This window comes from Corynebacterium amycolatum, from assembly GCF_016889425.1.
Classification (GTDB): domain Bacteria; phylum Actinomycetota; class Actinomycetes; order Mycobacteriales; family Mycobacteriaceae; genus Corynebacterium; species Corynebacterium amycolatum.
On record NZ_CP069513.1, the window covers coordinates 1,719,550 to 1,733,530 of the forward strand.

The window sequence follows — 13,981 nt, forward strand, 5'->3', positions numbered from 1 at the left end:
CCTTTCTGTACTAGCTACGAGAGAAGAGATTCAGGAATAGCAGACGTTGTGAATCCGTCGGAGTCGATGATTGTCCAGCCATCCGCAACAGCGGCGGAAAAAGACTGTGCATCGCCGGGGAAAACTAGGGCTACACGCTTATCTGGCCAACTTACCGCAGTAGGAATGCCGTTAATCTCTCCACCGATGTCTGAAGGCTCGATGACATGTGCGGCCACCATAAGCTGTAGTGCTGCAACTACCTCGGACTCATCATCCCGATATTCATCGATAGCCTCTGCCCACATGCCGTTCGCCGCTATTGTTTCCACTACAGATTTGTCGTGATCTGTCTCTTCGGCATCCCCGAAAGTCTCGAGCACCGCGTCTGTCACGCCAGACTCACTCGGCGTTGTGGTTGTGGCACTAGAAGAGACATTTTCAACGTTAATGACATTGCGGCCAGCCGCATAAGCGTTGAGGTAGAACAAATTAGCCAAGTTCAGGAACCAATTCCAGGTTTCTGTATTTGGAGTACCGTCCTCAACACGGAAATCGAGGAAGAGCTGTGTCCCCTTAGCGCCGCATTCAATCAGCGGCCCGAATGCACCTGGGGTCATCGATGCCTTCGCTAACGTGTGCAAACCAGCAGCTTTAGAAAGGATGTCCCACCGCTTTCTCGGGTTTTGGAGTATGGCCAGAAGCTGCGTCATTGGGTCTGCCAGCAGCAAGGTGTGCAAGCTGTCCTCGAGGTTTAGCTTCCCATTGATCGGTTGACGGAAATCATTAACGAACCACGAAGGGGCGTTGGGGGTATTCCCTTTCACTATGGCTTGGCGGGCTTTCAGGTCCTTCATGGTCAAAGACCACGGCACGATGCCATCAGCGTAGAGCGCGTTACGACGAGCAATATCATCTGCCACACGGTTGTGAGTGATACTCGCGTGGAATTGCACACCGTCGACGTAAACAGCAATCCGGTCGAGATCTGCACCATCTACATCAAAGTAAAAATCCGGTGTTGTGATGGAACCCAAGTTACCGGGGAGCTTCTTCTGCTCTTCCATTTTCCACGTGAGTTTGGAGTTGGGGAACCGAATGGTCCACAGAGCGTTAAGTCCGCGGGTCGATTCGTTGACCACTGCACCTGCAGACTTCAAGTCTGCGCGCAGTTGCTCGAGGAACATCGCTTCCAACTCAGACCTTTCGGACTGAGCTGGTTTCTTCTCTGTGATACGGCCGTCCCAGGAGTCTTCTGGAATGTGTGCGTCAGGATCCTCTGGGTGCGCGTCATCGAGAAGGATTTTGATTAGGGTCGCCAGGGCAGATTCCCGTGAGACGACGTCCACATTACGAGCCGGTGTGAAAGGTAACAAGCAATGCGGGCAGGCCTTTAGCGACGTTTTGCCACACTCGCAGTTGCGGAGCTTGTTATACGCCTTAACCAATAAGCGATGAATGTCAGCAGAATCAGTGAATTGCGAAAGATAACCTGTTCCGCCAGGAATAGAGTCGTGGAGCAGCAGCATCTGGCGGACGCTGCCGTTTGATGCAGTGAATACTGAAGTGACATCGAGATGATTAGGATTCCCACCAAGATATTCCTTGAATCCCATCTTCAACGAGGCAATTAGCGACGGGATAGCGTTAGTGTCTGTCGTTGATACAGAGGTGGGAAGGTGCATGAGAACGCCCTGTGTCTGTAAACGACGGCCCAGAGCGAAATCGATGGTGTCTTCGTCTCGAGCGTGTCGCAGAGAACACCAGGGTTTGTGATCCTGCCAGCGGTTAGCGCCTGCTTCAGAATCGATGTGTCCGCACTCGCGACATACCCGGAACATTGGTGCTTCAACTTCAGTGCCGGCAAGGTATTGACGGGCACCGCCAGCAGGTTTACCTAGATTCAGCCAGCGCAGTTCTACTGTGGGGAGGTACTGAATACCGAAGCCCGTGTCAGCCAGGTACCAGCCTTCGCCAACCGCTCCATCTGGAATCACCATTGATAGGACTCGCTCAAACCGTGTTGGACGGCGATCCTCGAACCGGTCGGTAATAGCTGAACGCGAGTAGTCCACTGATGCAGAAACCTTGCGCATCTCGACGACACTCTTAACTTGTGAAATATCGCCGAACTTTGCTTCACCACACTGTGGGCATGGCCCCTTATTTGGTACCTCTCCTGCTCCTGGATAAATCTCCGAATAGGAGCAAGACGGGCAGATTCGCCACTTTTCTAAGGCCGAATTCTGTGGTCCAAGATCTACTGAGTCCACAGTGGCTGCAATGCCTTGGGCATAGAACGTCGCGCCGGGCGCAAGTTCGAATAAGGCAGAGGAAATGCCACGCGAGTATTCGCGTGCCTCAGTTTCAAATTCACCCGTCGTTGCGTCGGTTCTGGAAATTGAGACTGAGAATTCCACAGAGTCATCAAGCAAGGTGAAGTTTGGCAAGATACCAAACCGCTCTAGCGCGGAGACCCAATGCTCGGAGTCAAAAGAGTTCTGCAGTTGAGCGCGAGTGAACTTGTAAGCGGCGCGTGTCTTCCGTAGCTTCGACCTGATTTCATCATCAGCCATAGCTGTTTCAGCTTCTCTTTCAAGCTGGTCAAGCAACTCTTCGAGGACTTTACGGCGGCCGATAAGTACCTGTCGTGCCTCGCGCCAGTCTTTTTCAGCCTTGCGCAGCTGATCGGCGAAGCCTTGCTGCACCCATTCTCGAAGTTCATCGAGAACGTTCTGGCGAGTCAGCCCCTCAATCGTGGACGAAAATTCGTCAACTAGGTCCTCAACTCCTGCCTCGAGCCGCTTGACCAGTTCAGAAACCAGGTTCTTGCCGCCGATACCGAATACTGAATTCGCAAAGCGAGGTGTTACTTCAGTTTGAGTGAAGTCAATCGAATCAATCAAATAACCTGCAAATTGACGATGAAGAATCTCGCGTGCGGAAAGAAACGCTGCCGGCGGTTGAACCTCGCCACCAATAGTTTCGGTTGGGTTCGCCAGCCGAGCAAGTGCTTTCTGGCGGCCGACTACCATGGCCAACACCAGGGAATTGCCAGTGAGACGCCCGGCGCGGCCAACTCGTTGTACGTACGACGCAACAGTGTCTGGCAAAGAAGCCAACATCACTGTAGATAGGTCGCCGATGTCGATACCCATTTCCAGTGTTGGGGTAGCGACGAGGATATTCGGAGCATCTGCGTTTTGCTCATCTACAGGCTTTTTGAATTCATTTTCCAGCGCGACGCGCTCAGCAGAATCAAGAAGGCCAGTGTGTTCCTTGGCCACCACGGTTCGCGAGTTTCGAGAATGGTAGAGCCGACGGTAGTAATTATCGTGATTTTCGGTGATACCGAACGTCCCTTCACATCCCAGGGAAATGCACGGTGCGCCGTCAAGAAGTTGACGTCCGTGGGAATCGACCGCAAGACGACGCTGGCACACTGAGCACTCGAGAATCTCGCTCCTTTCTTCGGGGCAGATTACGATACGGGAAGGCGATAGCGTATAAATTGTTCCACCGCTATCGGTGGTCACGGCATTGACAATTGCCTGGTCAGCCAAAGTCTTGAACAGCGAAGTTACTAGATGGGCTGCATCGTTGGTTGAAACCTTCAGCATAGAGGCGGTCCACCGCGCATAAGCGCCCCGTGCACTGGCAAGTGGATTGACCGAAAAATCTGTTTTTTCAGTTGGAAGGGTTTTACCGATGCGAGGGAAAGAAGGAGCGCCGCCACGTGGGAACTTAGGGATTCCTCGAGCCGATGCTTCACGGCGGTTCAGCAGATATGCATTGCCATCATGCTTCAAGTAACTCTGAAGCAGTTTAGTCTCGATGCCACCTGCTTGACGCATGTATTCCAATATGCCGCGAGCCCAAGCAACGTCCCGTGCTCCAAGAGATTCCGTTTGCGATGCAGGACTATCTTCGCGGAGCATTCCCAGTTCGCTGATAACTTCGACGAGCTCTGCATCCGATACGTCGACGCCGACACTCAGAGCGCCGGTTGATACAAGAGATCGAGACAGATCAGAGCGATCACCAAATTCCAATGCCAAGTCGAGTTCGAGAACATCGCGCAATAGCTCGGTAGCGCGCTTTCGATCTTTTTTACCTGCATGTGGGTCCCAGAATCCGCGGAAGCGTTGATTTTCGGCGACCCAAGGTGGCAACAGTTCAAATTTGGCGCGGCTCGGGGAGGAATCCTGATCCGTTGAGTCAATCAACTTGCTTGGCAGTTCGCTGAGCGTAATTGGGGTATCGCCAACCATTTGCCGTGTACGGGTTCGAATGGCAAAGGTTCGAGCTCGGGATTGCACAAAACCAGCTCGGTGCGCAGCATCCTGGACAGAGTCGACAAAGACAAGAGACTTCTTCTCACTATCATCCAGGTCGCCCATGCCGAACAGATTCGAAATTGCTACCGACAGTAAGGTTGCGACTGACGAACCGAGGTAGCGAATTGAATTGATTTCTCCGCAAGACGGGCATGTCTGTTTCTTGGCTAAATCCTCTGCAGTCTCGCCTGAATAAGTGAGTACAGGTACGATACCGCCCTGTTCTTTTTCCTCTTCACTTGGTTCCGAAGTTGAGAGCTGCTCTTCGCGGACATTGAGCCAAAAAACCCCCGCCGATTCATCTTCTATCCGGTAGTGCCCGGACGTAATTTCGCTCGTGGCGTCCAGCAGGGGACGCATGAGGGAACCATTGTAAATCGACTGTTGACGAATCTTTTTGCCATTGGCTTCAATAGATTCTCCGCCAGCGGCCAGGGCAGTCATCCATCCCGAACGACCACAGTTGCGGCAGTAGCAAGCGGGGAGCCAGTAGTTTTCGTTGTAGGAATTTTCGATACCGTTGTCCGACCAGCGGAACATCGCGTCATTATCGTTCAGGCTGTCGGTTGCTCCCAGACCCACACGCCGATCCACGCGGGAGACTTCTCTTACCCAGAGATGTGTTTCTACACCAGGAAATTTCTTACCGTTCCACCCGTGAAGCTCACCAAACTTCGCACGCAAGTACGCGATCTCAGTTAAAGCATGGGAAAGAAACTCGGCGGCACCGCCGTCGGGTAGACGATGTACTTCGGCATCGAGAACAGCTTCTACCAAAGTCTCACTTGAAGAATTAGCGTTTCCTAGCTGAATTGGAGCGGAGGTGTTTTCCAGTATTTTGACTACCAGCTCGCTTGCCGACGCTGCCGCGACTGCTACATCGACATCTTCATTGCATCTAAATACGCGCTCGCAGAACACGCGATGCACAATCGCATCGTGCTCAGCGGTGCCTTCGGCGGATTGGTGGGCAATTTCATCATTGATGGCGACTACAACATCGCGAGAAGGCATCGATGTAGGTGTGGAGGTCACACCAGTAAAGTCTGCGATTGTATTTTGCCAGCTTGGAATATCCAGTGTGGTTTCACGAACGATGGCATCCGAGGGAAGCTCTTCACCAAAAATCGTGTGGGCAAAGTGAAGGATTTCCTCGGTGGATTTCTCCCCACTACCCAGCGTGGCAGAGGTTGCCACGGGTGTAATCTTGCCTAACGGTCGTGCCGCTTCAACCTCGTTAAGAAAACCTTCGGGCTGATGCTTCTTTAGACACAAGCCCATCCTGCGCAGCAAAAGTGCAACGTCTGTCCCCTGAGCACCGTCATAGGTGTGGAACTCGTCGAGCGCCACGTACTGAAGTGTGGTGGCAGACTTCTGCCAGATTCTGGCATCTGCATCACGAAGCAATAGCTGATCCAGCATTTTATAGTTGGTCAGCAAAATATCTGGTGGCGATTGCCGCATTGTCTCGCGGTCAGTAATTAGACCGGCCTCGCTTACCGACATCCGGTCGCCCTGATTTTCGCCGGTGTAAATACCTGCTCGAATCCCAGCTAACTCAGGCTCGGTAGAAATCAGCGAGGCCAATCGTGCTGCCTGGTCATTTGCCAGTGCGTTCATTGGGTAGAGGATGAGCGCCTTTACTCCGCCTGAACGACCGCGTAGTCGTTCTCGCCGACAATGATCCAGAATCGGGTACAGGAATGACTCGGTCTTACCTGATCCAGTACCTGTAACTACCAGGGTTGGTTCGGGGCGACGCTCTATGCCATCGCTTAACGACGACAACCTCTTAAATGCTTCAGCCTGGTGGCGGTACGGAACGAACCACTCCGGTAGCCACTCCAGTAGTCCTTCCCACTGCGTTGCTGGTGCATACGGCAAACGGGTGCGAATGTAGGGCCCATGGAACATTCCATTGACTGGGTCTTTGAGGAAGCGCTCCAGATTTTCAGCAGTATTTCGTTCCGCGAGGGAAAAACTCGTGGTCAAGTACTCACTCAACCCATCGAGTACATGCTCGGCAGCGTAGGCAGGCAGAAGGCTGGACACGGCTTTTATAGCTCTTTCTCAAATCGTGCGTAGGCTGCGCGAAGATCTTCTTCGCGGTCTAGTGGCGCGAATGGATACTCAAAAGTGTATGTCACACCTGACTGAGGATGTGTCCATTTCCGCCGTTCTTCGCTTAATTCCTCTCCGGGCTTCAGTTTTCCTTCGAGTTTTGCGATGTCCTTCGGAACCTTTCGCCCATTCGCGTCATACAGGTCTTCCTGGTCATACCGCCGCATCACAGGGAACTGGGTGCGGTAAATCATGCATAGTTCATCAGCCGTCACGCCAAGGGAAAGCGCGACAATTGCATCAATTTCATTTTGCGCATGCCATCGTTCTTTGGCATTCCGCAGTGGAGTATCCGTGGTCCACTGCTCACCAGTGATTTCTTCCCACAGTGGGGCGTATGCAGAAGTCAGGCAGTTAAGGCGAAGGTAGTTGGAAACAAAAGTCTTTTTAAACTCATTTGCGTCGGTTACTGGTAACAGCTCAATAGTTGAGGCGTATAGGTTTGCTAACCCAGTTGACCGAATTACGAAATCAGAGAGGATTGCTGAAAGGCTTGCTCCTGTGGCTACAGAAATCTCATCAGAAACTAACGACAATCCAGAAACCGAGGAGCCGGAGATCGCTGAACCTTTTGGAATCAGCGCAGAATACAATGTACGGAATCCCGTTGTCGCTGCCATTTTGCGCCATGCAAAACGGTATTTTGAACGATCTGAGACTATGACTCCGTCGGATCCCGTGTGGTGAGTATATGTCGAGTCATAATCTGTTGCTGCACGATTTGGGGCATAGGCCGTTGCAGGAATGAAGTCCTCTGGAATAGCCTCGAGATCAATTTCCGACCAGTCCTGGTTATGTTTCATTGTTGGATTGGGCTGCTTAATCATCGGAGTCGATACGCCGAGGTGAGGACCTTGAAGGATGACATCATTCCATGACTCTGGATGCTGCCAAGAAGTGTCGAAATAACCACGCTTCTTGTCAGCAGATTCATGCCAGCCGTTCGAGAATTGCAGCCCAAGTTCCTTTACGCGTGGTGCCGCAGCAAGCTTTGCTAAGACAGCAGCTGCTTCAGTGTTGACTGTATAGACAGTCCTCGAATTGATAACTGGAGTCCCAGGTTCCTCGAGAATCGAGTGCCAAAGTCGCAAAGTTTTCATATCTACCGTGATAATGCGATCACGGTGAGGACGAAGGTCCCAGTTGTCGTTGTCGTCCTTTAGACCAGGTAGCGGACCAGTTCCATCGTGACGAAGGGAATCGAGAACTGTTTTTGGGTGATACAGAGATGCGGCACTGGTGAAGTGCGGAACGTCTAGGCGTGGACCATAAATATGGACACCATAGGATACGTGATGGTCGATGTCGAACAAGACACGTTCATTTATGAACTGCCAATGCCTGCGGAGACGTCGATAGGCACCCGCGCGAAGCGGTGCAGCTTTCTTCTCAGTGAAATGAGACTCCGGGTGAATAAGCGAAACAATACCGTCATGGGCTGCGTTGGCCCAGGTTTGTTCCATGAAACCTCGGTAGAGATCTGGTTGCTGACCAACTAAATGCGGGAAGCGAGTAGCGTCGCCCAGCACAGCAGAAGTCACTACAGAGTCCGACAAGCCTCGTGCGAGGGTCGCCAGAACGCGTTCGTCGTTTGCTAGTTGCTTTCTGCGGTCCTTTTTATCCGTCTGAGTCGGTTTATGAGCAAGACTAAACCATGGATCGTGTTCGGAATAGAGAGCATCGACATCGGTGCGCGGGCGAACCCAAGGCGGGTTACCGACCTGGAAATCGAAGCCTCCATCAGCCATCACAGCAGCGAAATCAAGATCCCAATGGAAAAACGCCTGGTCAGCTGAAACTTGTTGAGCGGTTTGCAGCCAAGGATGCGCCTCAATCAACTTGGAATAGGGGAGTGCACTGAACTCCAGCTGCTCCACAGAATTGAGCTCATCCCACTGCAGGTCATAGCCAATCGAGTACTGGCCAGTTTTGGCCGTCGATTCCGTAGAAATACCAAGAGCATCGACGAGTGTTGACAGCCATTCGTCCTTTGATGGAAGAAGACTGACCTCAGTCAGCGGCCAGAACCATAGTGCATTCCACGCATCCATCACTAAGCGCAGACGCTGATAGGCACCGTCCATGTTGCCGAAGAGTTCGTGTTCAATCTGCTCTCGAGTGACTGCTTGACCCGTTTCAGCAACTTCTTGTCCCCATATCGAAACGGTTCGGCTTACTTGGGATTCTGCGATACGCAGGCGTACTAGTGCCAGTTGCCACAGTCTTTCCACCCGGTCACTTAGTTTCTTCAACTGTTTAATCTCAGGTGCTGTGAAAGCTCTTTGAATGGACTTGCGCCAATTCTTCATGGAAGCAACTTCGTCGGGTGCGACCTCTTTGAGATCCTTCGAATCTGCCGCCGCACCCCAACCAGTTGATGGAACAAGGAAGTGGTGAACTCGACCAGCGACAGACGAATCTGGCTGGCCACTTTCAATTGCACTGGAAATAGATTCCACTGAATGGTGTCTTGGAGTTTTTCTTAAGTAATCCCGTTTTTTCAGCGAAGTTGCTGGGAAAGTAGAACGCTGCGCGCCGATCAGGGAATTACCGTGACGCAGGTGTAGCCCGAACCATGGTGCCTTTAGCTCGGCAGACATTGTGTCGAGCCACAACGAAATTTCAGCGAGCTCGACAGCAGTTTTATTCAGGTCCACTCCGTAAACCTGATGGAGCGCAATAGAAGCCTTAACCTTCTGCAACTCTTCTGTAAGACGCTCTGGTTCGATCTTTTGCCCAATCTCTTCCTGCTTTTTGTTCAGGTAGAGCTCCGCTAACTGATTCACCGCTTCCACTGCGAAGGCGCCTGATCCCATCGCCGGCTCACAAATACTGAGTGTGAGGATATCGTCCGCAGTATCGATGCGGTGAGCGGCCTTGAGCTCCTCGATAGCTTGGCCAACAACAAATTCGGTAATGACCGGTGGTGAGTAGAAAGACGCGGAGCGCTCACGATCTCTGGACGACTGTCGGAAAACGAAGTCACCTGGTGCATAGCGTCGATTCCGAGGGGTGCCATCCTCGAGCTTTTCCTGAACAAAGGAATCTGATGGAAGGCTTTCTGCGAGCGCAGGTGTTACTAGCCACGAACCTTTCGAAGCGTCTCCTTTCGGCGCGACTTCAAACATCTCTTCTTGGGCAATCGAGCCCGTAAAGGACATCAGTCCTTCATAGACCTGTCCCAGCTGGGTGACTCCTAAGGTTGCGTAGGAGACATAGCCGCGTTCTTTCCCTGCAGCTTCACGAGTTAACAGAAGATTCTGCAGCACACGGTGAAGCGCAGCATTAGAAAGTTTTGATCGAGAGATGTATGCGATAGCGCTGGGCGCAAATAAGTCAGCTGACAGATTGCGGAAGGTCAGGCCTTCTTCGGCGTGACCATCATGCAGAGGGTTTTCCTGGTCATTTGGATCGTGACCGGTATTGACCAAGTTAAACAGCAAATTCAGACTGTCATAAAGATATGTGCCATTTGCCGCACGGTCGGTGGGTGGCTCGACCAAGATCTGGTCGCGTAGGTTAGCGAGTCCATAGCCCTCGTCATAGTCAGGCACACCTGTAGGCAGGATATTGAGTTCAGGGGACGCCTCGGCGAAGAGCAAAAAGAGTATACGGTAAAGGTAGCGTAGAGCCTGCTTGGACAACTCATTTCCGTCGACATCATCGATATCGAGACCTTGATGGCGGTAACGCTTAAGGGCATCGTTGCCGATAATCTCAATCGACTCTTTAATCGCTTCGCGCAAATCTTCGGAGACTTTCACCGCATGTTCGCGGGATTCTTCAATCGTCTGTAGCCACCAGGTTGTTCCGTCAGCAGCGCGCTCAATGTGTTCGCGCGCCAATGAAGCGACCACCAGACTTAACTCGCCGCGAACCTTCGTATCATTGCGCTCCGCTGCCAGGGCCACATCGACTGCTAAGAATCGGCCGAGGGGCCACGATTCCCGCTCAGCCAAGACAACCATGTTGCCTGCAATTAGAACGACGAAGGTCGGAGGTTGTTCTGATAAAAACACCTCAGTGATAATTCTTGAGACCGGGACGTCCCAAGTTTTTTCATTCTTAGTAGCCGCCTCAAGCAGTTTGGTGGTAGGAAAATCTTCGACGTCGGCAAGCCGTTCAGTGCGTAAATAAAGTGTCGTTCCTGCCACATCGCGTGCAGCAGACAATTTGATGGAGTCCCCGGAATAGTCAATAGAAACTTCTGTTGGAACGGGATAGTCGAACGTTTTCTCGATCTGCTCGGCAGCATTGATAACACTGATTTTCACGTCGGCATCAATGGTCGACAGTGCAGTTTGCAGCTGATTGCGGTTCGAAGTCATTCGTCCCCACGGTGAAACCTCGACGCCGCTTGCCTTATCGTCAGCTTTCCATTGTTTAATTGCGGCATCGGCTCGCTTACTGAACGACTCGCCCTTTTTCTCATCAGTAGTCAGGTAGTAGTCGCTAATCCACTCGTCGACGTTGATGATGGAATCAAAACTTGCCATGAGATGCTCCTACTTTTCTGCAGACGGGATGATGACGGCGAGCGGACGAATCAGCGTTCGCTCAGGAATAGACGCAGTCAGTAGCTCTCGCTCCTGGTTAACGAACAGTTGAGACCTGACAAGGCTCATAGTGCCGGGGAGGTCCTCCGCATCAGCTTCCCAATTGGCGGCCAATTCGGACCAAGCATTAGTACGATTATTAGCGTCTTCGGTCGCAGCTTGCTTTGAGATATCCGTGAGAGATCGTGCCTCACGGAGTCCCTCCCGAACTAGCACTTCAGCGTCCGCAGGCACGGTCAACGTACCGGTAGAAATTGCATCACCCGCAAGTCCCGTGGACCTCAACCAACCAATTGGATCCGAGATAGTGCGACAAATAGCACGGGGCATTCCCTCAGGTGCATCCAAACCGAATGGGCCAGGCTGCGCGACAATGAAAGCACGCGTGATTACTTGGCCACGTGAGTTGGTGAGAGTCGACATGAAAAGAATCGTCAGCTCATCGACTGCTCCAGCAAATGCGGGTATTTGAGAACGCTCCATGGAACTCAGCGCACGGTCGACAGCCCAGTCCGTTACTGGGTGTAGCGGGCCGAGGAAGTGAGCCTTTGGCCAGGACTTCTCCGACTTTCCTTCGCGAGCCATTCGCAGCTGAGAGTTACCCCGGTGCAGCGAAGTAGCGAGCATGAGTCGATCTTTGACCTTCCGATATGAGACATAATCTTGAGGGAGGTAATCGAAACGGCGCTGTAAATCTCTCGGTGGTGTGAGCTCGAGAATATCGCCTTCTTGAATTGTTAAGTCCACGCCTCCGGCAGCGGAACGTTGCTCCGGAACCTCATTGAAGGCCTCAGCGAGAGCATCGACAAGATAGTCCTTCTCCGATTGGTACAAGCTGAACGAGCCAGGTTCCGATGATGCCTGCTGTGCTTCGGAAGAAGTATCTGGGGAGGAAGCGGATGGGCTTGCCAACAAACTGGCTAGGAGGACTTCAATATCCTCTTCGTCGTCAACCATTTTTTCAGGCGATGAGGCGGGGGCCGAAGAAGCGTGCTTACCAGAACCAGGAGTGGGGGTGTCGCTTGTGGCCGCACCAGCGGAACCGAGTATCTGCTGTGCAGTTTTGACAGTGGAGTCAAAGTCGCGAGCGCCGCGAAGGACATCGCGAATTTCGTCTTCTTCACGTTTGGCGGAATGCTGTCCCATCAAAGAAGAAGCGTCACCCAGTAACTGGTTTGCCTCATATTCGCGTTCAATCAATTTGGTGAGAACGTGAATTTCACCGACGGCATCTGCATCAGCAGGATCCAGAAGTAGAGCTGCAATACGCGGATTGTTCTCCTGCCCGTATCGGTCAATGCGGCCATTGCGCTGCTGAATTCTGATCAGAGACCACGGAATATCGTAATGAACGAGGTCGTGGCACTGCGCATGTAAATTAACGCCTTCAGATGCCACATCGCCGGTAATGAGGACTCTTAGCTTCGTATCCGTACGTTTGAATTCGTCGATAAGCTCCATCTGCTCGATGTCAGACATTTGGCCGTGCATTGTTTTGACCGCGGCAGGGGAGAGCTTTAAATCCCGAATCAGGTTTTCCTGCAGCCAGCCCAGCGTCGATACGCGCTCGGAAAAGATGACTACCCGGTTCTTGGAGCGCTTGCTGATTCCCACCGTTTCGATCAAATAATTGACTAATGAGGCATACTTGTTCGAAGCCTCTGAGGTGACATGGGAGTTGAGCTCAAGGAGTCGCTGTAAGGCTAGCTGTTCTTGATTGTTGGTTGTGCCGTACTGAGTTTCAATCGTGCGCAAACGATTCTTAATAGATGCTTCGAGCGCAGCTGGCGACGACAAGAATGCCTTCACCAAAGTCCATGCAAAAAGATGAGAACGCGAATTATCAGCCGAATCAGTGGTTGAAATCCATGAATCCCGAAGCTCGTTAGCTACAGCGTTTTCCTCAGCTGAGGCTTCGACCGGAATATTGAGAGGTTCTTCGCGGGGCGCCCACTTAGCGCCGACCACGGACTTGACCTCAGGTGAGTTTCGGTGGCGGCGGATAATGAGTTTCTTCGCCAACTCCATATCAATGGAACCATCAGGCCGTACCGCAAGCGGGTCCAGCAGTTTGAGGATTTCCTTGAAAGATTCCGGATTGCCATTGTGAGGGGTCGCCGATGCCAGGATGAGTGCCTCAGTGCGCGGAGCGAGCGTTCGCGCGAGGTCATTATTCTGGGTTCCCGAATTGGTGGCATTGTGAATCTCGTCGATGACGACAATGCCCCAATTCACCTTTTCCAACTGCGCCTTATACTTTGCAGACTTCAGAGTGTCCATCGAGACAATGACGCGAGGAAAGTAAGAAAAAGGGTTTTTAGAAGCAGGTAGCTTCTGGCGAACCTTTTGAATGCCCTGGGAATCGAGGCGAACGAGCGGAATCGCAAAACGAGTCCACATTTCCTGCTGGAATTGTTCAAGCACATGCTTAGGAGTAACAACCAGAATGCGTTCTCCGCGGCCACGGCGAATGAGCTCGGCAACAATCATGCCGATTTCAAGAGTCTTGCCAAGCCCGACGGCGTCGGCAAGCAAAATGCGCGGACGAATGTGCTCAGGGCTGAGCGCCTTGCGGACTGCGTTGAGCTGATAGTCAAGCGGGTCGGCCAACATGCGCGTGGAGACCTCAAGGTTGTTCTGGTACAGCGGCACAGGCGTCTGACGGATTGTGGACTCAAGCCAGAGGCGAGACTTACGGAAGCCAGCGGAGTTGTCCGCAGTAACCGTTATCTTTGCTGGATCGAAAACTTCGAGGTCGCAATCAAGCGCTGTGTAAAAGGTAGCCGTGGTATCGCGCACATAGTCAGAAATGCCGCGCGCTTTAACTTTGAAGCCGTCACTCGACCTGGTGACGTGGGTTACAAGCCAGTACTCGTCACGAACCTTAATGGTGACGCCAGGAGAAAGCTGATCGAAAGCATCAGGAGTGGTCCCGTGCGACGGGGCTTCAGAAGTTGCGGTCATGGAGTTCAATCTACCGTTACAAAG

3 protein-coding genes are annotated in these 13,981 nt (G+C 52.3%); all 3 read right to left on the reverse strand.

Features of this window, described 5'->3' with window-relative positions; genetic code table 11:
• Positions 1-14: 14 nt before the first annotated feature.
• From I6J19_RS07565 to I6J19_RS07575, 3 genes are read right to left on the reverse strand one after another with little or no spacing between them, the layout of a single operon-like run.
• Positions 15-6,368 (reverse strand): DEAD/DEAH box helicase, encoded by a 6,354-nt coding sequence (locus I6J19_RS07565; protein WP_070432167.1) that lies wholly within the window; start codon positions 6,366-6,368, stop codon positions 15-17.
• A 5-nt stretch (positions 6,369-6,373) separates the two neighbouring features.
• Positions 6,374-10,933 carry an Eco57I restriction-modification methylase domain-containing protein gene (locus I6J19_RS07570; protein WP_038625593.1) on the reverse strand — a complete coding sequence of 1,520 codons (4,560 nt, stop codon included), beginning with the start codon at positions 10,931-10,933 and terminating at the stop codon, positions 6,374-6,376.
• A gap of 9 nt (positions 10,934-10,942) precedes the next feature.
• Entirely contained in the window at positions 10,943-13,957 is a 3,015-nt protein-coding gene (locus tag I6J19_RS07575) for a DEAD/DEAH box helicase (RefSeq protein WP_038625591.1), read from the reverse strand.
• Positions 13,958-13,981: the final 24 nt, after the last annotated feature.

Excerpts from the sequence above, each read along its gene's own strand:
- I6J19_RS07570 (WP_038625593.1), bottom strand. The coding sequence starts at position 10,933 with ATGGCAAGTTTTGATTCCATCATCAACGTCGACGAGTGGATTAGCGAC.
- I6J19_RS07575 (WP_038625591.1), bottom strand. The coding sequence starts at position 13,957 with ATGACCGCAACTTCTGAAGCCCCGTCGCACGGGACCACTCCTGATGCT.